The organism is Streptomyces sp. NPDC026522 (assembly GCF_055567555.1).
Window position 1 is genome coordinate 328,881 of the sequence record NZ_JBVHQF010000001.1, and the last position, 25,932, is coordinate 354,812.

Genomic DNA, 25,932 nt, shown 5'->3' on the forward strand with positions numbered 1-25,932 from the left:
CCACTCATCTACGAGGTCAGTCCTCCAGAACGGCTCCACGCCCCGAATCTGTCAGGACGGAGCCGCCGTTGGCCGTCTCGGCCGCGAGTTCCAAGGACACGGTGTGCGTGGCGGAGACACCTCCGGTCGCCTTACCGCCTGCCGACAGCACCCAGAACTTGACCCCGCCCTGCGCCTCTGCCGATGCTGTCACCGCGACCTGTACGTCTAGCTTCACCGACTGCACTCGAAGCCGGACCGGTTGACCCTCGGCGTCCGCCATTGCCTGCGCCAACTCACCACGCAGTGCCTTGATTGTCTCCGCCAGGCCGATCTCCACCAGTCCCCCTCTTCCGGACCGCTGCCGCCGCCATCGTGCCCGTGCGGTGATGGTGGCGGAGACGGCCTACGTGATCACCCAATCATGGTAAGCGGTCGAGCCGAAGATGTTCGGGGTCTGCGTCGATGCGGTCTGCAACCGGATGCCGCTTTGGAATCCGCACCGGACACGCCGTCGCGCGCCGCCGTCGACGAGGACGTACGAGGTGAGGGGTTCACTCTCCCCCTGAGGTCCGTCCGTGTTTACGCTGTAATCACAACCCGACCCGCGCCGAGGTGAAGCTGCCGCAGGCACAGTGAACTTGTCGAGTTCTGGTGCTCATCGCACTATCGTTGCGCCAACTTGCTCACGACGTCTCACGATTGCGCAGGAGAATGCATGCAGCCTCTGTGCGTGGTTGAGCTCGACGTGTCACCGGCCTCTGATGGGGCTACCGATGTCGTGCCCCGACTGCGGAAACACCTTGCATCATGGCTGGGCAACCTACCCCTGTGGACCCGGCCCCTCCGAGATCGAACTCACCCGGTCCGGCGCAATGCTCCTGCCGGCGAAGCCGCCCGGCCGTGAGCAGAGGCAGGCCTCGCGGAGGGTTGAGGAGGGTGATGGCGCTCACGCGCTGCGCGTCCACCTTTCGCACTCTGTCGACAGCGGGGCGCGGTTCGTCACACAGGTAACGTTGGCCAGCCTGGCAGACCGTGTGCTGTTCCGAGTCGTGATGGGCCAGGAGATCCCGAGTGGTTGGCTGTCCCCAATTCAGGATCCACCTCTATTCCGGCCGAACGTGCTGGGTATCGCCTGCGGGGACGACGCCCTTGACCTCCGCACGCTGAACCAGCGGGTGACCGGCCGGTTCCAACCCATTCGACAGATCGAGCTGGTCTCGGTCCTCGCCGAGTCCCTGGTCTCCACGACCCGATTGCCAACCCTCTTGATGCAGCCCCGTGACGACGAAGCCTGGCACATCGCCAGACGGGCGTCATCCCAATTGATGGGTCTTGCGCAGGTGGTCACGCTCAACTATGGGACAAGTCAGGCACTCTTGAGCGCACTGCCCGCGCTGCATGTTCCCGACGGTGGAGCCTTGCTCGTGTGGCCCGACTTGAGCCTGTCGCACCCCAGTTACTCCCGTGCGGAGATCACCGCCGATGGGATGGTGGCGCATTGGATGAGCACGTTGGCGGAACTTTCCGTCCTGGCCCGTGGCTCCGACAAAGGGTGGGAGTTGGTGCGCCACGCGGCCCAGCGCGCATCTGCCCGGCGCGCCGCTGCTCAGGTGGAGGAAGCCCGCCGACTGGGCGATGCAGTTGCCGAGCGGAAGGCGCTCGAGCAGCGAATCCGCGAGTTGGAAGAGGAGGTCACCACGTGGGAAGGCTTGGCGATCGCGGAGTCGGCACGGGCAGAGGAGTCCTCAGGCAAGGCGGCTGAGGCCGCAAAGCATCTCGAGGAAGCGACTCGATGGCGCAAGCTCTACGAGCAGGAGCGAGCATCTCAAAGCCCCGCACCGGGGGATCCTTGGGGTGCCGTCCCGGTCCTTCGGGCGGGCGACTCGGAGGCCACTTACCGTGCTCTCGAGGCGGCATCCGAAGAGCGTTTCGCCTTCACTCCCGGGGCCGAGCGTGGTTGGAAGACGTCCCGATACCGCTTCCCCGAGGAGATGACGGAACAATTGATCCTGCTCGCAAAGGCAGCCGCAGACTTGTACGAGCAACCCTCCGGCTCCATGCCATATCTCGACGAGTGGTTCTCCACCCAGCACAGTTTGAAGGTTGCCACCAGCGATCTGACCATCAAGCACGACGCGCAGCTTCGCTGGGTTGACTTCGACGGCGGACGGCGGGACACCCTGCCTCATGTGAAGGTTCGTGACGGCGTTGCCCACAGTGACTGCGGCCGCATTCACTTCGCCTTCGATTCCAAGGGGCGCCGCTTCATCGTGGACCACGTGGGTCTGAAGAAGTACTGATTGCCCGGAGTGGCAGCGGTGCAAGTCGCCGGCCGGTTAACCACGACCCGAGAGGGGCGGTGGTATCCAGTCTTGACGCCCTCGGCCGCCATGGACGGGAGGTTAGAGGCGTCTCCACGTGACACAGGGTGGAGGGGATGGAGGGCCTGCAGGGTCTCCGAGTCGGGAGGGCGAGCGCACGCGGGTCGTTCAGTTCGTCCTCGACCTGCTGGTACTGGCGCTGCCAGCCGCTGACCCGGGCAGGGTTGACCTTGATGAGCCCGTCTCGGACGGCCTGTTCCATGATGCGAACGAGGACGGCGACGGTGTTCTTGACGGTGGAGCGGCTGTACTCGTCGGCGATCCACCGGTAGACGGTGCCGGCCTGGGCGGCCTCGACCAGGGCCGAGATCCACTTCTGAGCTTCGTCCTCGGCCTCCTTGGCCTCGGAGACGGACTTGCGGGACTTGGTCGCGGGGTCCCACCAGCGCACGCGTGCCCGGTAGGGCGAAGGGCGATCGGGCCGGTACTCGACATCAGCGGTGAGACGAACCCCGATCGGAACGGCTTCGACAGCCGCGCTGGGTGCCGCAGTCACCATGTCAGGCCGCCTGTACGGGATCGACGCGGCGACTGCGCAGCCAGTGCTCGACGTCAATCGCGCTGTAGAGGTGACGCGATCGGACACAGGGACGAACGGCGGCCCTTGCAGGGGGCGGGCAGTGCGCCCGCGACGGAGCGTGGAGGGACCGACGTGCAAGATGTGCAGGTTCATCGGTCGTTGGCCATTTGTCTGATGTTGTTCGCCGCCGTGTCGTCGGCGTGGGCCTGGGCGGCCTGCATGAGCCGCGGGTCTTCCTTCAGGGGCTCGCAACCGGCCTTGTCCCGTCCCGTTCCGCGTTGACCGGGGAAAGGATCTCGCCGGAGGAAGGCTGCTGCACGGCACGGGTGACGGCGGAGGTCGGGACCGCTGTCGCGGTCGCAGGGACGGGTATGGCGAGACGACGCCGCCGCGGGATGCCGCGGGCACGGTGTCCTTGTCTTCTGATTTCACCCTGCGGCCGGGGGCACCGGCGTGCATCAGAGCGCGATCGAGCGGTGCACCCGCCCTGGGCGGGGCACAACTCAGTCGCCGGGCGCGGCTGTATGTGTTCTTTGTGGCTGGATATGATCGGTGCCTCTCGCTCGCGCGATCCAGCTCCGCCGCATCCCGAGGACCGATGTCTCCCATACCCGAAGGCACCCCAGGGCCGTCGACGGCCCGAAGACGGCGCACTGTGCGCCTCCGTACGCTGCTCGTCTGGCTCGCCGTCGTCCCCACCGTGGCCATGGGCACCCAGGTGGCGGTGACCGCCGAGCGGCTGCTGGCACAGGCCGACCACCTGCGCGGCGACTTGGCGGCCAGCAAGCGGATCGGCGAGCCGCTGTTCCGGTTGATGGCCGAGCTGCAGGCCGAACGCAAGATGACCGCCGCACGTTGGGCGGGTACCCCCGTCCGTGACGCCGATCTGCGCGACCGCAGGGCGGCCACCGACCAGGCCGTGGCCGAATTCCGGCGCCTCGCGGCCGACTCCGGCGGCCAGCCGGAGTCCGCGCAGGCCGCGGAACACGTGCGGGACGTCAACGCCCGCCTCGACCAGCTGACCGCCTTCCGCTCGCGCGCAGACGCCCGTACCGGCGTCGCCGCGCAGATGATGGCGTACTACAGCGAGGTCATCGACGGGATCACCGGTCTCTACCAGGAGGCGTTCAGCCACGCCGATGACGCCGGTCTCGTCGAGGAGAGCCGCCCGGTCGTCGCCATGATCTCCGCTTCCGAGATGCTGGCCCGCCAGGACACGATCCTCACTCTGGCGGGGCCCTCCAGAGAGCTGACGCCCGCCGCCTTCGGTGAGTTCCTCGACGACGCCGGGGCGCACCGGCACCTGTACGACACGTGGATCGTGCCGTACCTGCCGCCCGCGGAGAAGCAGGCGTACGAGCGGATCACCGCCTCGGACGCCTGGAAGACGAAGCTGCGCGTCGAGAACGCGATCGTCGCTCAGCACAAGATCACTGATTCCGGGATGAAACTGCCGTCCGATGTCGGCGACTGGCCGGCGGCGCACCAGGTGTTCGCGGCGCAGCTGGTCGAGCTCGGCAACCAGCGCTCGCGCGACCTGCTGGCGCACGCCGACGCGAACGCCGCCGAGCTGGAGACCGAGGTCTACTGGCTGGTCGGCGGAAGCGCCGGCGCACTGCTGCTGGTCGTGGCCGTCGTCATGGTCACCACCCGCTCGGTGCTCCGCCGCCTGCGGCGGCTGCACGAGCGCACCGTGGCCGTCGCCGAGCAGACGCTGCCGGACGTCGTGGCCCGGCTGCACCGCGGCCAGCCCGTCGACGACGCGATGCTGCCGACCGTGAGCGGGCACCAGGACGAGGTCGGGCGGATCAACGACGCGTTCGCCCGGGTCGTCGCCGTGTCCATCGACGGCCACCGGCAGCTCGCGGCCGAGCGGCACGGCTTCGGCATGTTCGCCTCCGGCATCGCCTCGCGCACCGGGAACCTGGTCAGCCGCCAGCTGAGCCTCACCGAGGACATCCAGGACACCTTCGGCCACGACGAGGCGCTGCTCGCCGAGCTGATGCGGTCCGACCAGCTGACCGTCGGCATGCGGCGGCAGGTCGAGAACCTGCTCATCCTGTCCGGCGGCGAGGTCCCCGACCCGCACACCGAGCCGATGCGGGTCGCCGACCTGCTGCGCGAGGCCGCGGCGGAGGTCGAGGACTTCCGGCGGATCGAACGGCACGCGCTGGACGAGGCGAGCGTCGAACCGAGCGTGATCAGCCAGATCAGCCACCTGCTGGCCGAGCTGCTGGACAACGCCACCCGGTTCTCCCCGCCCAGGTCGAAGGTGGTCATCCGGGCCGAACTGGTCGCGGACGGGTTGTCGGTGGAGATCGAGGACCGCGGGCCGCGAGTGGGCGCGGCCGGCTACGAGGAGATGAACCGGCGCCTGCACTCGGCCCCGCCGTACTCCGAACTCGCCGAGAACGCGCACCGGCTGGGCCTCTTCGTGGTCGGCCACCTGGCCGACCAGCTCAAGGCCAAGGTCACGCTGAGGCGTTCGGTGTACGGGGGGACCTCGGCCGTCGTCGTGCTGCCGAGTGACCTGCTGGTGCGGCCTGCCGCCCCGGCGGCGTCCCTCGCCCCGGCCCCCGTTCCCGCCGCAGCCGGTTCCGCTCCGGCCGCCCCGGCCGCGTCCCTCGCCCCGGCCCCCGCCCACGTACGGCGGGCAGCGGCCGAGCCGGGCCCGCAGCCGGCCGTGGCCGAGCGGCCGGAGCAGACCCCGGCGCCGGCGCGGCGTACGCCCGTGCTCCGGCCCGTGACCGGGGAAGGCGGCACCCGCCCCGCCCTCCCGGAGCGTGTCCCGCAGACCCACATGACCAGGCAACTGCGCGCACCGCGAGTGCCCGAGCCGGAGCCGGGCCCCGGCACGGACACCCCCGAAGAGGTCGCCGACGCCTGGGCGGACTATGAAGAGGGGACGCAGAAGGTGGAAGCCGAGCTCAGACAGGAACAGGATCAGCGATGACGACGACCCCCAACTCCGCGACGTCCAGCACTTCGGCATCGCACGACGCGATCTTCAGCGTCCTGGACAGCCACCTGAGCCGGATCGCCGGCATCCAGGGAGCCGTACTCCTCTCCAACGACGGGATCCCGCTCACCGCCTACCTCCTCGACCGGGACCAGTCGGAACGCATGGCGGCCGCGGCCTCCGGGATCGCAGCCACCATGAAGGCGATATCCCGGGAGATCGACGGCGGCCGCGTGATCCGCCAGCTGGTCGAGATGGACGACCGGTACCTCTGCGTCGTCGGGTGCGGGGAGGGCAGCACGCTCCTCGTGGTGACCTCCCGCAAGGCCCGCCTCGGCGAGCTGGGCGGCGAGGCCGTACGCACCGCCCAGGCGCTCGGCGAATGGCTGGGCACACCCGATCGTTCCCAGGCGCCGAAGCCGTAATGCCCGAGGCCGAGCCCGAGATGCCGGAGCCCGAGGCGTCCGAACCCGAGGCGTCCGAACCCGAGGCGTCCGAGCCCGGGGAGCCGCACCGCGGCAGCCGCCGCCGTACCCGGCTGTACGCGCTGACGGACGGCCGGACCGCAGCCCCGCAGACGGTCCTCACCATGGACACCACGATCACGGCGGCCGTCGGCCCCGACGCCCAAGGAGGCCTGCCCACCGAATGGCAGACCGTCCTCGCCATGTGCGCCCCGCCGGGCGCCCTGGCGGTCGCCGAGATCGCGGCGCGGATGCGGATCCGGCTCACGCCGATGACGCTGCTGCTGGGCGAACTCGCGGACCGCGGGCTGATCCACCACCAGCCGCCCTTGCAGGGGGCGGAGACCACCAACGTGCACATGCTCATGAGAATCAGGGACAACCTTGCCCGGATATGATGGATATGACCCGTCTGTCGCTCCTGCCGGACAGGTGTCGCCTGTCAAGATCCTCGTCGCGGGAGGCTTCGGCGTCGGCAAGACGACCCTGGTCGAGACGATTTCCGAGATCGAGCCGCTGCGTACGGAGGAGCGGTTGACCGCAGCCGGCGTGGGCGTCGACGACCTCGACAGCATCGAGTCCAAAGCGGTCACCACCGTGGCGATGGACTTCGGGCGGCTCACCCTCACCGACGCGGGGGTCGTCCTCTACCTCTTCGGCACTCCGGGCCAGGAGCGTTTCTGGTTCATGTGGGACGACCTGCTGGCCGGCGCCCTCGGCGCGCTCGTCCTGGTCGACACGCGGCGCCTGGACCGCAGCTTCCCGGCGATCGACTTCTTCGAGAGCCGGGGGCTGCCGTTCGTGGTGGGCGCGAACTGCTTCCACGGCGAACAGTCGTACAGCGCTCAGGAGATCGCCGCCGCACTGCACCTGCGCGACCCGGACACGCCCGTCCTCCTGCTCGACGCACGCGCCCGCACCGACGTCCGCGACGCGCTCCTCGCCCTCCTCGATCTGCTGATCAGTTCGGCGGACGCGGCGTAGCGAGGGGTGCGGTCCGTTCCTGAGGAATCCCCGTCGCAGGCGGCCGGAGGTCCGGCGGCGCCCGGGGTGTCGGCGGTCGGGGTGGTGGCGAGTTCGGCGAGGAGTGCCTCGGCGAGGCCCTCGCGGCGCATCCGCTGGTCCACGTACAGCATGGCGCTCGCCAGCTGACTGAATCCGATCTGGAAGATCTGGCCGGCGGCGCCGCCGAAGGATTCGGGCCCAGCTCTCCCATGCCGAGGCATGGGCCGCGTCGCCTGCCGCCCCACAGGGTGACTTGATCGTTCCCACGGTCACCCGGGCCGTCGGCGGCAGCCTCGGGCGCTCAGCGGAAGGCGTCGACGTCCCAGAGCTGGACCGCGCCGTCGTCGTCCCCGCTGCCGGTGGCGATCGTCCGGCCGTCCGGACTGAACGCCACGGTGTCGACGGAGCCGGAGCGTACGGTCGGCCACTGTGCGACCTCCTGGTGATCGGACACGCTCCCCAGGGGCGCCGTACCGCCGGTGGCCCCCGCCCTTTGCCGAGTCCGGTGCCGATGAGGAACTCGAACAGGTCGGCCATGTCCGGGTCGGCGTGGTGGCAGTGCCCGACCCGGTGTGGGAGGCGATCGCCCTGCACGCCTCGAACGGCATCGCCGAACGCCGTGGCGTGCTGGCCTACCTCACCCGCCGGGGCGTCGGAGTCGACATCGGCTTCGGAACCGAGTACGCGCTCCACGGCCGCTACCCGCGCCTCGACATGGCCACCGTGCTGGTCGACGACATCGTGCGGCAGGCCGCCCGCTCCCCGCAGGCCGGCGCCCGCTGGACCATGCCGGGTGAATTCCTCCGCGAGCGCGGCGAACCCGGCGCCGTCACCGCCCTCGAACCCGCGGCGCGAGCCTCCCGCTGGGGCTTCTGCGGCCGACACCGCGCCGCATGGCCGCCCGTCGGCACCGGGCACTCCCGACGGGCCGCCATGCACCAGATCTGCGCGCCGACATCTTCGCGTGGTGTCGGGGCGTCCGGCTGGCCGATGACCTGGGTACGGTCTCACGGGAGCAGGCCGGCGACGCCGTTCACGGACGAATACGGAGGTCGGTGGTGAGGAGCCAACCCGAACCGACGCGGTCACGCCGCGCAGACGTCGGCGCGGCCGGGGCTCCGGCAATCCATATGATCGGTCTCCCCGGCGGCGGGTACGCGGCGCACTCGGCACACGAAGCGGAGCCGGTCGCCGGCCGGCTCGGTGGGCTCGGCATCTCGGCGAGCGTGTTCCACTACCCGCGCCATGCGCGCCGTCCCGAGCCCTTGCTGGCGCTGCGAGCCGAGATCCGGCGCCGCCGACAGGGCGCCGAGCGCATCGGTCCGATCGGGTTCTCCGCAGGAGGGCACCTGAGCCGCGCACGACGTCCCGCACACGGTCCATGTCTTCGCGCACGGCGCCCACAGTCTCGGGCTCGCCCGAGGGGCCGGCAACGCGGCGGCCTGGACCACGTTCGCAGCCTCCAGGAACGCCGAACAGCTCGACGCTGCCGCCAGAGACGCCACGAACTCGCACCGCTGACGACAGGGGCGAACGCCATGAGTGTCAACCTGGATACGGCCCGGACCAGGGTCGAGAGGGCCCGCGCCCGCGCGGTGGCGATCGTCGTCCCGATGAACATCGCCGTCGACGACGGCGGACACCTGCCCGCGTTCGACCGAATGGAGAGATCATGACCAGCTCACCGCTCACCGAGGGGGCCCTGCGGACGCGAACCGTCGACGGCCTGGCCATCCGCCACGTGGATACCGGCGAGCAGCCGGGACCGACGCTCCTCATGACGAGCCCGTGGCCGGAGAGCCTCCTCGCGTTCCGCCGCATCTGGCCGCGCCTGGCGCCACTGGGTCGGCTGGTGGCCGTCGACCTGCCCGGATTCGGCCACTCGGAGGGGCGTACCGAGCTCTTCGCCCCCTCGGCGATGGGCGAGTTCCTGTACTCCCTGATCGGCGAATGGGGCCTGGGCACCCCGCACGTGCTGGGCCCGGACGTCGGCACCGGCGCGGCGCTGTTCCTGGCCGCCCGACACCCGGAGTCGGTGGCATCGGCCATTGTCGGAAGCGGCGGGGCAGCGTACCCGCTCGAGGTGTCCGGCGTGCTCGCCGACATGATCGCGGCGCCGGACCTCGGCTTCCTCCAGGACTTCGACGCCCGCGCGTCGGTCGGCGCGGCAGTGGAAGCGGTGGCGCCCAAGGGCGAGGAGCCCGAGGTGTGGGAGGACTACGTATCCGCCTACGAGGGCGGACGCTTCGTCGAGTCGGCGCGTTACGTCCGCGCGTATCCCGCGGAACTCCCACTCCTGGGGGACCTGTTGCCGTCGATCACGACACCGGTGCTGGTGATGAACGGCGAGCACGACGATCTGGTACCGCCGTCCAACGGCGTCTACCTGCGCGACCGGCTCCCGAACAGCCGTCTCGTCTCCTTCGACTCCGGTCACTTCCCCTGGGAGCAGGCTGCCGCCGCCTACGGCGCGACCGTCGCCAGGTGGCTCAACGCAGAGCACGCCAACGTGGCGGACGCGTGAAAGCCCGACAGACACGGGGAATCCGCCTGCCCGGCAAGCGGGGCTTCCAGGCGGGTGTGGCCGCGTTCGCCCCGACAACAAGGTGGCGCTGATCAACCCGGAGGGCTCGTACCGCGTCGTCCTGGACTCGGGCGACAGGCTCCAGGGGCCGATGTCGGCTGCTGTCCGGCACGGCACGCTCTACGTCGCCGGCGCCGCGTTCCTCGCGAACACCGGCCAGAACCTCGTGGTCACCGGCGCCCAGGTACCCGGCCGAACGCGCCTCTGCGGGCGTTCCTCGACCCGTGGACGGAGCTGTCCGAGCTGTGAGCGGGTCGTCCGGAGATTTGAATTCATCGTGACGCGGGGCTGAGACGGCACATTCGCCCAGTTCGGAGGCTTACCGGGCGCCCCGAAGCGCTCCGGTCACCACGGGGACGAGCATCCGCTCCACCTGGTCGGCGGGCTGGGCGGCCAGCTCGGCTCCGATGGGTGCCAGTGCGAGCCAGTTCAGCATTCCGGCCGCGCATCGGACACGGAAGACGAGCTCCCGCTCGTCGGTATCGGGGAGGTTCGCGGTCAGTACCCGGACAGCCTGCCGTCGGGCCTGCTCGAACTTCCCGGCCAGCCTCGCCCACCCTTCGGGCGGATGGATCCCCACCCGCGCCACGGTCCGTATCACGGCCAGGTCCCGCCCCCCGGCCGCGAGCGCGCTCATCATCGGCCGGGCGAAAGCTTCGGCCAGCTCGCTCAGCGTCGCGTTCTCCGCCAGGGTGTCGAGCTCCCCGATCTGTGCGTCCAGGTACCGCTCCAGCGCGTGCTCGATCGCCACATCGCACAGCGCCTTCAGCGATCCGAAGTGGTAACTCACCGCAGCGACGTTGGCTCCGGCGTTCTGGGTGATCTCGCGGAGGGTCACCCCTTCCTGTCCCCGTTGTGCGAGCAGTTCGAGCGCGGCCGACAGCAGATCGTCTCGTGTTCGCTGACCGGCCTCGCGGCGAAGGTCCGTCTTCTCTGGCCTCACGCTAGAACTCAAGCGACTGCTTGACTTCATTGTCAAGTGGTCGTCTGAACCGGACGGGGCAAGCGGCTGGGGCCCTGACCTCGATCCCGGCCGAGGGCTGGAACCTCGGCGGGGCCGGCGTACCGGAAGGAGTCCGGGTCGACCGGCTACTATGTTGATAATGGTTCCCATTGCCAATAAGGTTTCCCCGATTGAGAGGCAGGCTTTCCCTTGTCCGCCCACTGTCAGCTGACCGGCGCCCAGCCGGGATTCGGCAACAACATCTCCCACTCGCACCGGCGCACGTCCCGCCGTTTCGATCCCAACATCCAGAGCAAGAGGTACTGGCTGCCCAGTGAGGGCCGCCACGTCCGCCTGCGGCTGAGCGCGAAGGCGATCAAGACCGTCGACGTGATCGGCGTCGAGGCCGCGGTGGCGCGGATCCGCGCCCGGGGGGTGAAGGTCTGATGGCCAAGCAGAGCAAGATCGCGCAGAACGAGAAGCGCAAGGCGATCGTCGCCCGGTACGCCGCACGGCGCGCCGAGCTGAAGGAGATCATCCGCCGGCCCTCCTCGACGGCGGCCGAACGGGAAGCCGCCGTCGCTGAGCTGCGCAAGCAGCCCCGCAACGCCAGCGCGACCCGGGTGCGCAACCGCGACAGCGTCGACGGCCGGCCCCGCGGGTACCTCGGCAAGTTCGGGCTCTCCCGCGTCCGGATGCGCGAGCAGGCCCACGCGGGGTTCCTCCCCGGAGTCACCAAGTCGTCCTGGTAGTACCCGCGCCCGCGGCGGGAGTCGACGCGCCCACACCTCCGGCGGGGTGTGGGCCCTCGTCCCGCCCCGCGCGTTTCGTGCGGGAGCGGCGCGCGGTCGCGGTCACCTGGGGCTGTCCAGCCGCCCCGACGCCGTGGTCGCCTGGCGTTCGGCCGGGGCGCACCTGGAACTGCGGGAAGCGGAGTGGGTCCGGACGAGGCACGAATCCGCTCCGCCCTGGAGGCGGCACTGTTCAGTGACGCCGGACTGTCGCTGGGCCGGGACGGCTGGGCGGCCGTACCGGTATCCCCTCCTCGGCAGTACGTGATCTCCAGCGCCCGTTCTGCCACGGCTACGAGTCGCGCGACCAGCCGCTCGCCGTGTTCGGCGCGGATCTCCCCGGCGTGATGCCCGCCCGCTACCTCGCCGAACGGCTGGGACGGCTAGGCGGTGGGCGGGGCCGGGCCGATGCCGTAGCCGACGATGAGAACGGCGCCGAAGACCGCCGTCACCGCCAGCACCGGCCCCGGTACCCCGATCACGGCGGCGCCGATCGCCCCAAGTCGGCCGAGCGGTTGCTCCCCGCCGATCCGCCGCCGGCGGTCAGTACCAGGCCCATGGCCAGGCCCCTCGGCGGTGGCGTGGCCGTGACCGTCGCGCCGACCGCGAGAGCGGCGCGGACGCCGCCTTCGCGCGGCGGCGGCGAGTTCGCCGCGTGGCCCACGCCCACGGAGCAGGGGCAGCAGGACGGCGAGCAGACCCACCGGCAGGGTGAGGTCCCGGCCCGCGGTCAGGCCGGTGATCCGGTACGGCCTCCGGCGCGCTACCGGGGCCGGAAAGCGACCCGTGGCCGGCGAAGTTGTGGAGGGCGCGGACGGATACTTCGGTGTCGGCCAGGCCGTATGAGCTGCGGGTTCTTATCCGGACTGGCAGATTCTCGTAGAAACACACGTGTCGCGATGATCAAGCTTCATGTATTCAACACCTGCCTCAAACCCGCCTGTTGGCGATGTACTCCTCGGGAAGTTGCACCAACGAACGGGGAGAATCGTGTCCGCAAAGCTGTCTGTCCGTCAGATCCAGATCTCTTGGCCCGACTTGGGCATCACCGTCACCGCAGACCTTGACGATCGCAACCCGGCACTCGCCGACGCGCTGTGGCAGTCCCTGCCGTACCAGAGCCTCCAGGGGCACGCCCTCATCGCGGGCGAACACCTCTACCACGTGGCGCCGATACCCAACCTGCTGCACACCCCGCACGCCACCCGGATCGCCGACCGGCGCGAGGCCCCCAACGGCACCGTGTTCTGCTCCGGCTTGCAGCACCTGGGCATCAAGTACGGCACCTTGACCGAGCCGATGCCGGCCACGCCCGTCGGTCAGATCCGTGAAGAAGACATGCCCGCCCTGCTGGAAGCGGGGGCCGCGATCTGGGACGCCGTCTACTCCACGAAGAAGCAGATCCTCGCCGAGGTCCGCCGCGCGGGCGAGCCGGGCGGCCACCGCATCCCGATGCTCCGGGCCACCAACACGGTCGCCGCTCAGCTGATCGCCGACGTCCTCGCCGAGACCGAGAAGATCTGGCTCGCGCCCCCGGCCGAGCTCGACGGCCTCCACCGGGGTGTCATCCCCTCCCGGGCGGGCAACTTCGGCACCGTCCTGCCCACCCTGCTGTTCGTCAACGGCGAAACGCGTCCGCTGGGTTACGCCGCGTACGGCGGGCTCGTCCGGGCCGCGGTGCAGGACATGCCGATGGACTCCCTCGTCCACATGACCCGCCTCCTCGTCGGTATCCCCGCCGAGTTCCTGGGCTACTGCGGCCTGGAGAAGCTGTGGGCGTTCACCCAGCGCTTCCTCGACGTCCTCGACCAGCTCGACCGTGCCGACTTCTACGCCGTCACCAGCCAGCTGGCCCTCTACATCAACTGCCTCGGCGGCTGGAACCTCCAGCTGTACCCGTGGGAGACCGGTGACCACCTGCGCCAGCAGGGCGCCGAGGCGGCCGCGTAGTGGTGAGCGGAGCCGAGAAGACCTTGAGCACCCTGCCCGCCCGCGCCGACGCCGTCGTCATCGGCGGGGGAGTGATCGGCACCTCCACCGCCTACCACCTCGCCGAAGCCGGCGTGGACACCGTACTGCTGGAACGCGGAACCCTCGGCGGCGGGGCATCCGCGCACACCGCGGGCATGGTCCGCACGTATTTCCCCGGCGACCCCCACACCGGGCAGCTGGCCGTGCGAAGCCTGAACGCCTACCACGACTTCGCCCGCCACACGGCAGCCCCGCTCGCCCTGAAGCGGCTCGGGTTCATGGTGCTGTTGACGGACGAACAGCAGATCGCCGAATTCGAAGCCACCCGGCAAGCCCACCAGGCCGTCGGCGTCCAAGTCGACCTGATCAGTGCCGGTGAAGCGGCCGGACTCAACCCGCTGATCGACGAACGTGCCGTCCTGGCCGCCGCCTGGTCGCCGGAGGCGTACCACGTGGACGGCCTCGACATCGTCCGCGGCTACGCCGCCGGCGCCCGCAACCACGGCGCCCGCCTGTTCACCCACACACCCGTCACTCGCATCGACGACGACAACACCGTCCACACCCCGCGGGGCAGCGTCAAGGCGGACAGCATCGTGTGCACGGCCGGGCCCTGGTCGGGCGAGGTGGCGTCCATGGCATCGGTCGAGCTGCCGATGACGCCCCACGCGATCGAGATGCTGTTCACCGACGTGCCGCCCGCCCCGCACCGCGAGCTGCCCATGACGATGCACGCCGCGTCCGGCCTGCGGATCCGCTCGTGGAAGGACCGCATCCTCCTCGCCATGGGCATGCCCAAGGCCGGTGAAGCGCGGGAAGCCTGGCTCGACCGCATATCCGGCCACCTCGGCACCCTGTTCCCCGCCTTGGACGGCATCGGCCTGCACCGCGCGTGGTCCGGCGACTTCGACGCCAGCCCCGACAACACCGCCTTCATCGGCGAACACCCCACCCGCCGCTTCCTGTACGCGGCCGGTTTCACCGGGGCGGGCCTGTGTCAGGCACCCGCGGCCGGTGAGAAGCTCCGCGACCTGCTGATCGCCAAGTAACCCCACAACAGGAAGGAATGCAGTGATTGTCCTGGGATGTAATGGTTTCAGCCGGGTGTCGGAGTTCTTCGCCGAACGCCTCGGTGCGACCGGCATCAACAAGCACTACCTCTTGGGCCACGACGCGGCCGCCGCCCTCCTGGTGGACGGCCGCCTGGTCGCCGCGGTGGAGGAGGAGCGCCTCAACCGGGAGAAGAAGACCACCGACTTCCCCGTGAACGCGATCGACTGGTGCCTGAAGGAGGCCGGGATCACGTTCGACGACGTCGACCTGTTCGCCTTCCCCTGGAACTGGTCCGCCCGGATCCGGGACGAGATCCTGGACGGGATCCGCAGCTCGTCGGCCCCGCAGGCCGCGAAGGCCGAACTCATCGGTAACATATCCGACCTCTTCGACCACGTCGTTAGCCATGAGGCGATCCTCGCGGACTTCGAAGCCCGCACCGGACACCGCCCCGACCCGGCGAAGGTCCGCTTCGTCCCGCACCACCTGGCCCACGCCACGACCGGCTACTACCTCGCCGGCATGAAGGACTCCGCGTTCCTCGTCAGCGACGGCCGCGCCGAACGCTTCTCGACCTTGACGGGCGAGATCCGCGACGGCCGGATCACCGTTTTCGACGACACCGTCACCGGCGCCGAGTACTCCATGGGCACCCTGTTCTCCTGCATCACCCGCTTCCTCGGATTCGTGCCCAACAACGACGAGTACAAGGTGATGGGCCTGGCCGGATACACCGCGCCCCCGACTCCGAACCCGTTCGTCGAGCACCTCCTGAGGCTGCACGACGACGGCCGCTACACCTTCACCAAGCGCCTGCGGACCGACGACCTGCACAGTCACGACGCCCTGTTCGAGGAGTACTTCGGACCCTTCGAGGACACCCTCGCGTACAAGGCCCGCGTCGCCGCCGCCGCGCAGCAGATGCTGAACGTCGCCACCGCCCACCAGGTCCGCCACCTGGAGCGGAGGACGGATCTCGACCGGCTGTTGTTCGAAGGCGGCGTGGCCCTGAACTGCCTCAACAACACCCCGCTGTTCGAAGGCTCCCGCTTCGAGGACATGCAGGTCAGCTTCGGCGCCTCGGACACCGGCATCACCATCGGAGCCGCCGCCCACGCCTGGCTGGGCCACCCCGGCACCGACCCCGCGAGCATCCGTGCCGTCGCCGCCCCCGTCTCCCCCTATCTGGGCCCGGCCTACGACGACGCCGCGATCGAGGAGGCCCTCGCGGGCTTCACCGGCCGCGTCGCCGTCTCGCGCCTGGACGACGACGAGGTCATCGAGCACGTGGCAGAGCTGCTGACGCAGAAGGTCGTCATCGGCTGGTTCGAAGGCCGCGTCGAGCACGGGCCGCGCGCCCTGGGGCACCGCAGCATCATCGCCAACCCCGGCTTCGACGACATCAAGGACATCATCAACACCCGGGTCAAGCACCGCGAGCCGTTCCGCCCGTTCGCTCCCCTCGTCCTGGAGGAGCAGGCGCCGAAGATCTTCGACATGGGGCGCAAGACCAGCTCCCCTCACATGACGTTCGTCTTCCCCGTCCGCGACGAGTACAAGGACCGCATCCCCGGCGCCGTACACGTGGACGGCACCTCCCGGATCCAGACCCTGACCGACGAGGGAACCCCGCGGCTCACGGCGCTGCTGCGGAAGTTCATCGAACTCACCGACACGCCCTGCCTGATCAACACCTCGTTCAACGTCGCCGGCGAACCCATCGTCTGCAGTCCCACCGACGCCCTGAACTGCTTCATGGGCACCGAGATCGACTACCTGGTCCTCGGAAACCACCTCGTCACCAAGACCGGCCCCGACAACCAGTAGAAGCAACCAGTAGAAGAAGGAGCACCCGTGCCGATCCAGCGCAAGCACACCATGTACCACTCCACCATCCTGGAGGCCGACCCGGACACCGTGTGGGCGACCGTCCGCGACGCCATGCAGATCCTGGAAATCGTCTCCCCGGGGGACCTGGACATCCACACGGACGTCACGTGGGTGGACGGAGCCTCCGTGGACACGGTCCCGGCCCGCTACGATTTCCGGCTCACGCTCAACGGCCGCCTCGTGCAGCAGGAGATCGCCGCCCGGGACGAGATCAACAAGACCCAGTCCTACCGGGCCATCGCCCCCACCAGCGGCGTCGCCAACTACGAGGCCACCATCCGGGTGCACCACATCACCAACGAGCCGGACCGCAGCTTCTTCGAGTGGTCGCGGATCCTGGAGATCGCCGAGGACGCCGACCTCAAGGTGGTCGAGGCCATCATCGACGTCATGGAGCAGCAGACCGACGCCGTACGGGACCACTTCGCCAAGACCGCGCAGTGAGTGACGTGACGACGCTCGTACTGCTGCGGCACGGCGAGACCCTGCTCACCCCGCACCGGCGGCTGTCCGGCAGTGGAGGAGCCAACCCGGGACTCTCACCGGCCGGACGCCGCCAGGCCCGGGCGACGGCGGACGCCCTCGCCCGCCGCGGCGGCATCGAGGCGGTCGTCACCTCACCGATGCGGCGCTGCCAGGAGACGGCCCGGTCCGTGGCCGCGCGCCTCGGCCTGAACATGCAGGTCGAGCGGGATCTGCGGGAAGCGGACTTCGGTGCCTGGGAGGGCCTGACCTTCCCCGAAGTCCGCGAACGCTACCCGGACGACCTGAGCGCGTGGCTCGCCTCGCCCGAGGCGGCCCCCTCGGGCGGGGGCGAGACCATGCGGCAGGTCACCCGCCGGGCGGCCGCCGTACGGGACGGCCTCATGGGCCGGTACGCCGGCGCGACGGTCCTGGTGGTCTCCCACGTCGGCCCCATCAGGACCCTGATCCGCCTCGCCCTCCAGGCACCGCCGCACACCTTGTTCCGCATGGAGGTCGCGGCGGCCTCCCTGTCCACGGTGACGTACGAAGGGGACGGGACCGCCACGGTGCGGACGCTGAACGACACCCACCACCTGCACTGAACCGCACGCACGCCCAGGGGCCCGGTACACAGCACGTGTGCCGGGCCCCTGGGCGTGTCCGTGGCGAATCCGGGGGTGCACCACCGGGGCAGGGGGACACCACTGGTTTCGCGTACGAACCCCGCCACGGGAAGGGGGCGGCTTTCATGGAATCGACCCAAACAATGGCTTGACCGATGTACTACGGCGACGTAAATTCGACGCAACGACTCGTGAGCTACCTGAAGGAGGCGAAGTCGGATGTCGACCATCTCCGAGCTGCTTCGCCTCGCTCACAAGATCGCCTGGGCTCCGGGTCGTGTAGCACACGGCTGCTGAGCAGTCCCCTTTCCCGGTGTGCCCTTTTTGCGGCCCCGGGCATCTTTGCGTCTCCATCCCCGCTTAGGCACGTCGTCACGTGCTGATTTGTTGCGCTCCGGGTTCTCGAGCTGCGCCACCGAAGTAGAAAGCTCCGAAATGGCTACTAAGACAGTCCGATCGATCGCGTGCCGAAATGAGGACGTGCCATGGTAGCGGCGCGCATCACGGTCAACGGGAAAGAAACCCCGCTTTCACCGGCCGCACCGCACACCACGGTGCTGGATTTCCTGCGCGAGCGCGGCCTCACCGGCACGAAGGAGGGCTGCGCCGAGGGTGAGTGCGGCGCCTGCTCGGTCCTGGTGGCCCGCCCCGGCGTGGACAAGCCCACCGACTGGGTCGCGGTCAACGCCTGCCTGGTCCCGGCCGCGGCGCTCGACGGCCAGGAGATCATCACCTCCGAGGGTCTGGCCACCGTCGGTGAGTCCGGCGCGCCGGCCACCCTGCACCCGGTGCAGGAGGAGATGGCGGTCCGGGGCGGCTCCCAGTGCGGTTACTGCACGCCCGGATTCATCTGCAGCATGGCCGCCGAGTACTACCGGCCCGACCGCTGCGCCCACTCGGACCCCGAGAACGGCTCCGACGCCGAGCACGGTCCGAACGGTTTCGACCTGCACGCGCTGAGCGGGAACCTGTGCCGGTGCACCGGTTACCGCCCGATCCGCGACGCCGCGTACGCCGTCGGTGAGCCCACCGACGAGGACCCGCTGGCGCAGCGTCGCGAGCAGGACCCGCCGGCCCCGGTCGCCACCGAGTACACCCAGGACGGCGCGACGTTCCTGCGCAAGGACACCCTGGCGGAGACCCTGCAGCTGCTGCGCGAGCGGCCCGACGCGGTGGTGGTCGCCGGCTCCACGGACTACGGCGTCGAGGTGAACATCCGCTCCCGCCGTGCGGAGTGCGTGGTCGCCATCGACCGGCTGCCCGAACTCCGTGAGCTGCGCGTCGAAGCCGACCACATCGAGATCGGTGCGGCGGTGACGCTCACCGAGATCGAACGCCGTCTCGACGGCGACGTCCCGCTGCTGGCCGAGCTGTTCCCGCAGTTCGCCTCCCGGCTGATCCGCAACAGCGGCACCCTCGGCGGCAACCTGGGTACCGGCTCGCCCATCGGTGACAGTCCGCCGGTGCTGCTCGCGCTGGAGGCGTCGCTGGTGCTCGCCGACGCCGACGGAGAGCGCGTGGTCCCGCTGGCGGAGTACTTCACCGGTTACCGGCAGACCGTGCGCCGTCCCGACGAGCTGATCCGCGCGGTGCGCATCCCGCTGCCGCTGTCGCCGGTCACGGCCTTCCACAAGATCGCCAAGCGTCGTTTCGACGACATCTCCAGCGTGGCGATCGCCTTCGCACTCGACATCGAGGACGGCATCGTCCGCAAGGCGCGCATCGGTCTGGGCGGCGTGGCCGCCACCCCGATCCGCGCACTCGCCACCGAGGAGGCCCTGGAGGGCAAGCCCTGGTCGGCGGAGACCGTCGAGGCCGCGGCCCGGGTGCTGCGGGGTGAGGGCACGCCGATGAGCGATCACCGCGCCAGCGCCATCTACCGTTCCGCGATGCTCGGCCAGAGCCTGCTGAAGCTGCACGCGCAAACCACCGAGGCGGTGTCGTCATGAGCCATTTGTCCGAGCGTCCCGAGAAGCCCGTAGTCGGCGTCTCCATGCCGCACGAAAGTGCGGTCCTGCACGTCACCGGTACCGCGCTCTACACCGACGACCTGGTGTACCGCACCAAGGACACGCTGCACGCCTACCCGGTCCAGGTGATGAAGACCCGGGGCAAGATCACCGCGCTGCGCACCGAGCCCGCGCTCGCCGTGCCCGGTGTGGTCCGCGTACTGACCGGCGCCGACGTGCCCGGCGTCAACGACGCCGGCATCAAGCACGACGAGCCGCTGTTCCCCGACGAGGTCATGTTCCACGGCCACGCCGTCGCCTGGGTGCTCGGCGAGACCCTGGAGGCGGCCCGGCTCGGTGCGGCGGCCGTCGAGGTGGAACTCGACGAACTGCCCTCGCTGATCACGGTCAAGGAAGCGATCGCGGCCGAGAGCTTCCACGGCGCCCGGCCCGTGATGGAGACCGGCGACATCGACGCCGGCTTCGCCGAGTCCGCGCACGTGTTCACCGGCGAGTTCCAGTTCTCCGACCAGGAGCACTTCTACCTGGAGACGCACGCCGCGCTGGCCTACATCGACGAGGCCGAGCAGGTGTTCATCCAGAGCAGCACCCAGCACCCCTCGGAGACCCAGGAGATCGTCGCGCACGTCCTCGGGCTGCACAGCCACGAGGTGACCGTGCAGTGCCTGCGGATGGGCGGCGGCTTCGGCGGCAAGGAAATGCAGCCGCACGGCTTCGCGGCCATCGCCGCGCTCGGTGCCAAGCTGACCGGCCGGCCGGTCCGGGTGCGGCTCAACCGCACCCAGGACCTGACCATGTCCGGCAAGCGGCACGGGTTCCACGCCGAGTGGAAGATCGGCTTCGACGCCGAGGGCCGCATCCAGGCCCTGGACGCCACGCTGACCGCGGACGGCGGCTGGAGCCTGGACCTGTCCGAGCCGGTGTGCGCCCGTGCGCTGTGCCACATCGACAACACGTACTGGATCCCCAACGCGCGGGTCGCCGGTCGTATCGCCAAGACCAACAAGACCTCCAACACGGCCTTCCGCGGCTTCGGCGGACCCCAGGGCATGCTGGTGATCGAGGACATCCTGGGCCGGGTCGCGCCGCTGCTCGGCCTGGACCCGATGGAGCTGCGCAAGCGCAACTTCTACCAGCCCGGTCTCGGTCAGACGACGCCGTACGGCCAGCCGGTCCCGCAGGCGGAACGGATCGCCGCGGTCTGGGAGCAGGTCGAGAACAACGGCGGCATCGCCGACCGCAAGCGCGAGATCGCGGCCTTCAACGCCGCGCACCCGCACACCAAGCGGGCGCTCGCGATCACCGGCATCAAGTTCGGCATCTCGTTCAACCTCACGGCCTTCAACCAGGCCGGCGCGCTGGTGCTGATCTACAAGGACGGCTCCGTCCTGATCAACCACGGCGGCACCGAGATGGGCCAGGGCCTGCACACCAAGATGCTGCAGGTGGCCGCGACCACGCTGGGCATCCCGCTGCACAAGGTGCGGCTGGCCCCCACGCGAACCGACAAGGTGCCCAACACCTCGGCCACCGCGGCCAGTTCCGGGGCGGACCTCAACGGTGGCGCGGTGAAGAACGCCTGCGAGCAGCTGCGCGCGCGGCTGCTCCAGGTGGCCGCCAGCCAGCTGGGCTCGAACGCCTCGGACGTGCGCATCGTCGAGGGCGTCGCCCGCACCCTGGGCAGCGACAAGGAGCTGGCCTGGGACGACCTGGTGCGCGCCGCGTACTTCCAGCGGGTGCAGCTGTCGGCTTCCGGTTACTACCGGACCGAGGGGCTGCACTGGGACGCGAAGAGTTTCCGAGGCTCCCCGTTCAAGTACTTCTCGTACGGCGCCGCCGCGGCCGAGGTCGAGGTGGACGGGTTCACCGGCAAGTACCGCATCCGTCGGGTGGACATCGTGCACGACGTCGGCGACAGCCTCTCCCCGATGATCGACATCGGTCAGGTCGAGGGCGGTTTCGTGCAGGGCGCGGGCTGGCTGACGCTGGAGGACATGCGCTGGGACGCCAGTGACGGCCCGAACCGCGGCCGGCTGCTGACCCAGGCGGCGAGCACGTACAAGCTGCCGAGCTTCTCGGAGATGCCCGAGGAGTTCAACGTCACGCTGATGGAGAACGCCCACGAAGAGGGCGCGGTCTTCGGGTCCAAGGCCGTGGGCGAGCCTCCCCTGATGCTGGCGTTCTGCGTCCGCGAAGCGCTGCGGCAGGCCGCCGCCGCGTTCGGTCCGAGCGGGGTCAGCGTCGAGCTGGCCGCGCCCGCGACGCCGGAGGCGGTGTACTGGGCGATCGACACGGCTCGCCAGGCCGCTGCCGCCGGGACCGGCGACGGGCCCGAGGGGACTGCCCTCAACGGCCACACTGCTGCGAACGGTCACGCCGCCAACGGCAGGATCCGTACCGACGCCACCGCACTGAGTGGTGCCTGACATGACGTGGGTCGCTGCGGTCGCGCGGTTGCGGGCACGCCGGGAGTGCGGCGTGCTGGTGACCGTCGCGACCGTGCGCGGCCATGCCCCGCGCGACGCCGGTGCGAAACTGGTGGTGGGGCAGAGTGGGACGTGGGGCTCGATCGGCGGTGGCAATGTGGAGGCCGTCGCGATCGACCGGTCCAGGGAGATGATCGCCGCGTCCAAGGCCGAGCCGGAGCTGATGGATTTCGCCCTGAACGACAAAGTGACCAACCAGCACGGCGTGCAGTGCTGCGGCGGCACGGTCTCGGTGCTGCTCGAACCCCTGCCGGTGGTGAGGGCGGTGGCAGTGTTCGGCGTGGGGCACGTCGGGCTGGAACTGGCACGCATCCTGGCACGTCAGGACCTCGACCTCCATCTGATCGACACCCGCTCCGACATGCTCACCAAGGAGCGGCTCGACGTACTGGCGGACTCGGTGGCGCAGGTACACGTGCACCACACGCCGCTGCTGCCCGAGGAAGTGCTGGAGGAGCTGCCGCGCGGTACCCACGTCCTGATCATGACCCATGATCACGCGGAGGACGCCGCTCTGTGCGACGCCGCCTTGCGCACCCCCCACCTCGGCTCCATCGGGCTGATCGGGTCGGCGGCCAAGTGGGTGCGGTTCCGCAAGCGCCTCGCCACCGAGGGCGGTCACGACGAGGCCACCATCGACCGGATCAAGACCCCGATCGGGCTGGCCGACATCACGGGCAAGGAGCCCGCGACGATCGCCGTGAGCGTGGCCGCCGACCTGCTGCGCAGCTTCGAAGCCGAGGGTGACTGATCGCTCACCGGATCGACAAAGGGTGCCCCCGCACATGTGCGGGGGCACCCTTTGCGGCTCCCTGCCGGAGGCATGGATGATCCGCCGCCGGCACGGCCGGGCGGCGGAGATCCCTTCGAACCGGATTTTCAGTAATCGACGCGGTCGGTCTTGGCGATCCACGCGTCGAACGGCGCGTTGCGGTTCGGCATCTCCACGCGCTCGATCTCCAGCGGCCACAGCTCCGCGGGCCGCTTCTCGAAGAGGTCGTAGAACTTGCGGTCGTCGAAACCGGCCACCGCGGCGTCATCCCGGTCGGCGGCGAAGATGATCCGGTCGACCCTCGCCCACAGGGCGGACGACAGGCACATCGGGCACGGCTCACACGAGGTGACCAGGACGCAGCCTTCGAGGGAGAAGGAGCCCAGCGCCTGGCAGGCGGACCGGATCGCGGTTACCTCGCCGTGCGCCGTCGGGTCCAGGTGCGACGTGACGTTGTTGTTCCCGACCGCGATGATCTCGCCACCCTTGACGATCAGCGCGCCGAACGGACCGCCGCCGTTTTTGACGCTGGTGGTGGCGAGGCCGATGGCCTCGTCCATCCAGGTGCGCTCGAGCTCCTCGATGCTGATCTCTTGGGTGTGCGCGGTCATGGTCGCTCCTATGTCGGGGAGTGTGGGGGACTTGGTTCCGCCGGTGCGGGAGGGAGAAGTCCGGGCGATCATCAAAAAGCCCCCCTGCCCCTTCCGGGCGTTGTTCATGTGCCGTTAATGCGGAATAGCGCAAGTACATCCGGCCGGACCCCTCGGGGAAAGTCACCAAAACCCTAAAGGAATTGGCTGGTCAGCTGGCCCCCCTTGTAGACTCGTACGAGTGGCGGCGTTTCCGCCCCGCGTCGGACCGGCGCAGAGGCGAGGCGCGAAGGGCCGGTCCGGATTGCTCCGGACCGGCCCTTCGCTCGTTTCGGCGGGTGGGGCGGGTTTACGAGGACCGCTCCGTGAGGATGGCCGGGTCCGAGAGGCCGGAGGCGCCCGTTTCCACCTTCCCGGCGAAGCGGCGTCCGAAGCCGGGGGTCTCGGAGGCGGTGACCGTCACGTCGTACCAGCGCCGGGTGTTCTTCAGGGAGACCGTGTACGTGACCGTCGCGCCCTTGGCGACCGTCAGGCGCTTCGGGCCGCCGCCGTAGGCGTTGGTGACCGTCAGCGTGGCGGACGTCGCGCCCGCGTTGGTGAGGGTGAGGTCCAGGTTGCCGGTCGCGGCGTTGTGGCGGGCCGTGACCTCGGGGCCGGGGGTGCTGCCGGGGTTGCGGAAGCCGCGCAGGAAGCCGTTGGGTCCGTGCACGGTCAGGTCGGTCACGCCGGCCGAGTAGCGGGTGTTCCAGACGTCCGCGATCGACTTTCCGGCCTCGGTGGTGTACGTCCAGGGGGCGTCGGTGCGGTTGGCGGAGGTGACGTAGAACTGCGCGCCCAGCTCCGGTCCGCCGCTGAACGTCAACCGGAACCTGCCCTCCTCGACCAGGGCCGCGCCGTCCACGTACGGGGCGTACTTCAGCGCCCGCGTGGGACGCAGGCCCTTCTCCTGGCGCGGCATCGCGCCCTCGGCCGGCGGGGTGGGGCGGAAGTCGGGGTGGCGGTCGCGGTCCTGCGGGAACCAGGCGCCGGTGTCGGGCAGCCGGACCGTACCGGTGTCCTTGCGGGCGAAGTCGAAGGCGGAGGTGAGGTCGCCGCAGACGGCCCGGCGCCACGGCGAGATGTTGGGCTCCCGCACGCCGAACCGCTCCTCCATGAAGCGGATGACGGAGGTGTGGTCGAAGGTCTCCGAGCAGGAGTACCCGCCGGTGCTCCACGGGGAGACCACGAGCATCGGCACGCGCGGCCCGAGGCCGTACGGCCCGGCGACGTACCCGGGCTTGCCCGGGAAGACGTCCAGGGCGGTGGGCGCGGTCGACAGGCCCTGGCCGGCGTCGGCCGGGGCGTACGGCGGGACGACGTGGTCGAAGAAGCCGTCGTTCTCGTCGTAGGTGATGAACAGCGTGGTACGGGCCCACACGTCCGGGTTCGAGGTGAGGGCGTCCAGCACCTGCGCGATGTACCAGGCGCCGTAGTTCGACGGCCAGTTGGCGTGCTCGCTGAAGGCCTCGGGCGCGGCGATCCAGGAGACCTGGGGGAGGGTCCCGGCGGCCACGTCGGCACGGAGCCGGGCGAAGTGGTCCTCGCCGTTCTTGGCGTCGGTGCCGGTGCGGGCCTTCTCGTACAGGGCGTCCCCGGGCTTGGCGCCCCGGTAGGTGTTGAAGTAGAGGAGCGAGTTGTCGCCGTAGTTGCCGCGGTACGCGTCGTTGATCCAGCCCCAGGAACCGGCGGCGTCGAGACCGTCGCCGATGTCCTGGTAGACCTTCCAGGACACGCCGGCCGCCTCCAGCCGCTCCGGGTAGGTGGTCCAGCCGTAACCGGCCTCGGCGTTGTTGAGGACCGGGCCGCCGCCCTTGCCGTCGTTGCCGGTGTGGCCCGACCAGAGGTAGTAGCGGTTCGGGTCGGTCGAGCCGATGAAGGAGCAGTGGTACGCGTCGCAGATGGTGAACGCGTCGGCGAGGGCGTAGTGGAAGGGGATGTCCTCGCGGGTCAGGTACGCCATGGTGGTGGCGGTCTTGGCCGGCACCCAATTGTCGTACTTGCCCTTGTTGAAGGCGCTCTGGCCGCCCGCCCAGTCGTGGTTGAGGCCCTGGAGGAACTCCATGCCGAGGTCGTCGGACGGCGGCCGGAAGGGGAGGATCTCCTTCGTGCCGTCGGACTGGTACCAGACGGACTTGCCGCTGGGCAGCGTCACCGGGCGGGGGTCACCGAAGCCGCGGATGCCGTTCAGGGCGCCGAAGTAGTGGTCGAAGGAACGGTTCTCCTGCATCAGGACCACGATGTGCTCGACGTCGGAGATCGTGCCGCTGGTGCCCTGCGCGGGGATGGCGGCGGCGCGCGCGATGCTCTCGCCCAGCGCCGTCAGGGCGGCGGCGCCGCCCGTGAGCTGCAAGAAGCGGCGGCGGTTGAGTTCTGCCATGGGGAACGACCTCTGCGGTTGCGGATGGTTGAGCGCCCCCAGCACAGCGCGCCCGGGGTACCGGAGA

General features: G+C 69.8%; 23 protein-coding genes and 2 pseudogenes. 18 read left to right on the top strand and 7 right to left on the bottom strand.

The window, feature by feature from the left end; all coding sequences use genetic code 11:
* Positions 1-16: 16 nt before the first annotated feature.
* Positions 17-319, bottom strand: a complete 303-nt coding sequence (locus tag ACZ4M3_RS01435) for a trypco2 family protein (protein ID WP_467729094.1) — start codon at positions 317-319, stop codon at positions 17-19.
* Positions 320-995: 676 nt separating this feature from the next.
* Here ACZ4M3_RS01435 and ACZ4M3_RS01440 point away from each other — a divergent pair.
* Entirely contained in the window at positions 996-2,282 is a 1,287-nt protein-coding gene (locus ACZ4M3_RS01440; protein ID WP_467729096.1) for a PspA/IM30 family protein, read from the top strand.
* A 163-nt stretch (positions 2,283-2,445) separates the two neighbouring features.
* Here the strand turns inward: ACZ4M3_RS01440 and ACZ4M3_RS01445 are convergent.
* Positions 2,446-2,862 (bottom strand): annotated as a pseudogene (locus tag ACZ4M3_RS01445) (site-specific integrase); the annotation flags it as partial.
* A 170-nt stretch (positions 2,863-3,032) separates the two neighbouring features.
* Positions 3,033-3,125 carry a hypothetical protein gene (locus ACZ4M3_RS01450; RefSeq protein WP_467730094.1) on the bottom strand — a complete coding sequence of 31 codons (93 nt, stop codon included), beginning with the start codon at positions 3,123-3,125 and terminating at the stop codon, positions 3,033-3,035.
* A 413-nt stretch (positions 3,126-3,538) separates the two neighbouring features.
* Here ACZ4M3_RS01450 and ACZ4M3_RS01455 point away from each other — a divergent pair, with 413 nt between their 5' ends.
* Genes ACZ4M3_RS01455 through ACZ4M3_RS01470 form a run of 4 tightly spaced genes read left to right on the top strand, consistent with a single transcriptional unit; the run spans position 3,539 to position 7,290 of the window.
* On the top strand, positions 3,539-5,836 hold the full coding sequence (locus tag ACZ4M3_RS01455) for a sensor histidine kinase (RefSeq protein WP_467729098.1): 2,298 nt from the start codon (positions 3,539-3,541) through the stop codon (positions 5,834-5,836).
* Positions 5,833-6,267 carry a roadblock/LC7 domain-containing protein gene (locus ACZ4M3_RS01460; RefSeq protein WP_266572841.1) on the top strand — a complete coding sequence of 145 codons (435 nt, stop codon included), beginning with the start codon at positions 5,833-5,835 and terminating at the stop codon, positions 6,265-6,267. Before ACZ4M3_RS01455 ends, ACZ4M3_RS01460 begins: the two co-directional genes overlap by 4 nt.
* Entirely contained in the window at positions 6,267-6,704 is a 438-nt protein-coding gene (locus ACZ4M3_RS01465; RefSeq protein ID WP_467729101.1) for a DUF742 domain-containing protein, read from the top strand. The genes ACZ4M3_RS01460 and ACZ4M3_RS01465 overlap by 1 nt, the downstream gene beginning before the upstream one ends.
* Before the next feature lie 34 nt (positions 6,705-6,738).
* The gene (locus tag ACZ4M3_RS01470) at positions 6,739-7,290 is read left to right on the top strand and encodes a GTP-binding protein (RefSeq protein WP_467729103.1); all 552 of its coding nucleotides are present in this window, start codon (positions 6,739-6,741) and stop codon (positions 7,288-7,290) included.
* A gap of 322 nt (positions 7,291-7,612) precedes the next feature.
* On the opposite strand, the gene ACZ4M3_RS01475 is transcribed toward ACZ4M3_RS01470, so the two are convergent.
* Positions 7,613-7,765 (bottom strand): hypothetical protein, encoded by a 153-nt coding sequence (locus ACZ4M3_RS01475; RefSeq protein ID WP_467729105.1) that lies wholly within the window; start codon positions 7,763-7,765, stop codon positions 7,613-7,615.
* Positions 7,766-7,860: 95 nt separating this feature from the next.
* On the opposite strand from ACZ4M3_RS01475, the gene ACZ4M3_RS01480 reads away from it, so the two are divergent.
* From ACZ4M3_RS01480 to ACZ4M3_RS01490, 3 genes are all read left to right on the top strand, one after another.
* Positions 7,861-8,373, top strand: a complete 513-nt coding sequence (locus ACZ4M3_RS01480; RefSeq protein ID WP_467729107.1) for a hypothetical protein — start codon at positions 7,861-7,863, stop codon at positions 8,371-8,373.
* Between the two features lie 476 nt (positions 8,374-8,849).
* A complete protein-coding gene (locus ACZ4M3_RS01485; RefSeq protein ID WP_467729108.1) occupies positions 8,850-8,987 on the top strand; it encodes a hypothetical protein in 138 nt (45 codons plus the stop codon).
* On the top strand, positions 8,984-9,835 hold the full coding sequence (locus ACZ4M3_RS01490) for an alpha/beta fold hydrolase (protein ID WP_467729110.1): 852 nt from the start codon (positions 8,984-8,986) through the stop codon (positions 9,833-9,835). The genes ACZ4M3_RS01485 and ACZ4M3_RS01490 overlap by 4 nt, the downstream gene beginning before the upstream one ends.
* A 379-nt stretch (positions 9,836-10,214) precedes the next feature.
* On the opposite strand, the gene ACZ4M3_RS01495 is transcribed toward ACZ4M3_RS01490, so the two are convergent.
* The gene (locus ACZ4M3_RS01495) at positions 10,215-10,838 is read right to left on the bottom strand and encodes a TetR/AcrR family transcriptional regulator (RefSeq protein ID WP_467729112.1); all 624 of its coding nucleotides are present in this window, start codon (positions 10,836-10,838) and stop codon (positions 10,215-10,217) included.
* 210 nt (positions 10,839-11,048) lie between these two features.
* On the opposite strand from ACZ4M3_RS01495, the gene rpmB reads away from it, so the two are divergent.
* From rpmB to xdhC, 10 genes and pseudogenes are all read left to right on the top strand, one after another.
* A complete protein-coding gene (rpmB, locus tag ACZ4M3_RS01500) occupies positions 11,049-11,285 on the top strand; it encodes a 50S ribosomal protein L28 (RefSeq protein ID WP_467729114.1) in 237 nt (78 codons plus the stop codon).
* Positions 11,285-11,590, top strand: coding sequence for a 30S ribosomal protein S14 (gene rpsN / locus ACZ4M3_RS01505; RefSeq protein WP_467729116.1), 306 nt, complete (start codon positions 11,285-11,287; stop codon positions 11,588-11,590). Before rpmB ends, rpsN begins: the two co-directional genes overlap by 1 nt.
* Positions 11,591-12,619: 1,029 nt before the next feature.
* Entirely contained in the window at positions 12,620-13,579 is a 960-nt protein-coding gene (locus ACZ4M3_RS01510) for a cucumopine synthase-related protein (protein WP_467729118.1), read from the top strand.
* 2 nt (positions 13,580-13,581) lie between these two features.
* On the top strand, positions 13,582-14,649 hold the full coding sequence (locus tag ACZ4M3_RS01515; RefSeq protein WP_467729120.1) for an NAD(P)/FAD-dependent oxidoreductase: 1,068 nt from the start codon (positions 13,582-13,584) through the stop codon (positions 14,647-14,649).
* A 55-nt stretch (positions 14,650-14,704) separates the two neighbouring features.
* Positions 14,705-16,480 carry a carbamoyltransferase family protein gene (locus ACZ4M3_RS01520; RefSeq protein WP_467729122.1) on the top strand — a complete coding sequence of 592 codons (1,776 nt, stop codon included), beginning with the start codon at positions 14,705-14,707 and terminating at the stop codon, positions 16,478-16,480.
* 27 nt (positions 16,481-16,507) lie between these two features.
* Positions 16,508-16,987: an SRPBCC family protein gene (locus ACZ4M3_RS01525; protein WP_467729124.1), complete on the top strand. Its 480-nt coding sequence runs from the start codon at positions 16,508-16,510 to the stop codon at positions 16,985-16,987.
* A gap of 11 nt (positions 16,988-16,998) precedes the next feature.
* Positions 16,999-17,610, top strand: a pseudogene (locus tag ACZ4M3_RS01530) (histidine phosphatase family protein); the annotation flags it as partial.
* Positions 17,611-18,116: 506 nt separating this feature from the next.
* The gene (locus ACZ4M3_RS01535; RefSeq protein WP_467729126.1) at positions 18,117-19,580 is read left to right on the top strand and encodes a xanthine dehydrogenase small subunit; all 1,464 of its coding nucleotides are present in this window, start codon (positions 18,117-18,119) and stop codon (positions 19,578-19,580) included.
* A complete protein-coding gene (gene xdhB / locus ACZ4M3_RS01540) occupies positions 19,577-22,027 on the top strand; it encodes a xanthine dehydrogenase molybdopterin binding subunit (RefSeq protein ID WP_467729128.1) in 2,451 nt (816 codons plus the stop codon). The genes ACZ4M3_RS01535 and xdhB overlap by 4 nt, the downstream gene beginning before the upstream one ends.
* Before the next feature lies 1 nt (position 22,028).
* The gene (gene xdhC, locus ACZ4M3_RS01545; RefSeq protein ID WP_467729130.1) at positions 22,029-22,838 is read left to right on the top strand and encodes a xanthine dehydrogenase accessory protein XdhC; all 810 of its coding nucleotides are present in this window, start codon (positions 22,029-22,031) and stop codon (positions 22,836-22,838) included.
* Between the two features lie 128 nt (positions 22,839-22,966).
* Here the strand turns inward: xdhC and ACZ4M3_RS01550 are convergent, their stop codons facing one another.
* Positions 22,967-23,470, bottom strand: a complete 504-nt coding sequence (locus ACZ4M3_RS01550) for a nucleoside deaminase (protein ID WP_467729131.1) — start codon at positions 23,468-23,470, stop codon at positions 22,967-22,969.
* A 328-nt stretch (positions 23,471-23,798) separates the two neighbouring features.
* The gene (locus ACZ4M3_RS01555; RefSeq protein ID WP_467729133.1) at positions 23,799-25,865 is read right to left on the bottom strand and encodes a phosphocholine-specific phospholipase C; all 2,067 of its coding nucleotides are present in this window, start codon (positions 25,863-25,865) and stop codon (positions 23,799-23,801) included.
* Between the last annotated feature and the right edge of the window lie 67 nt (positions 25,866-25,932).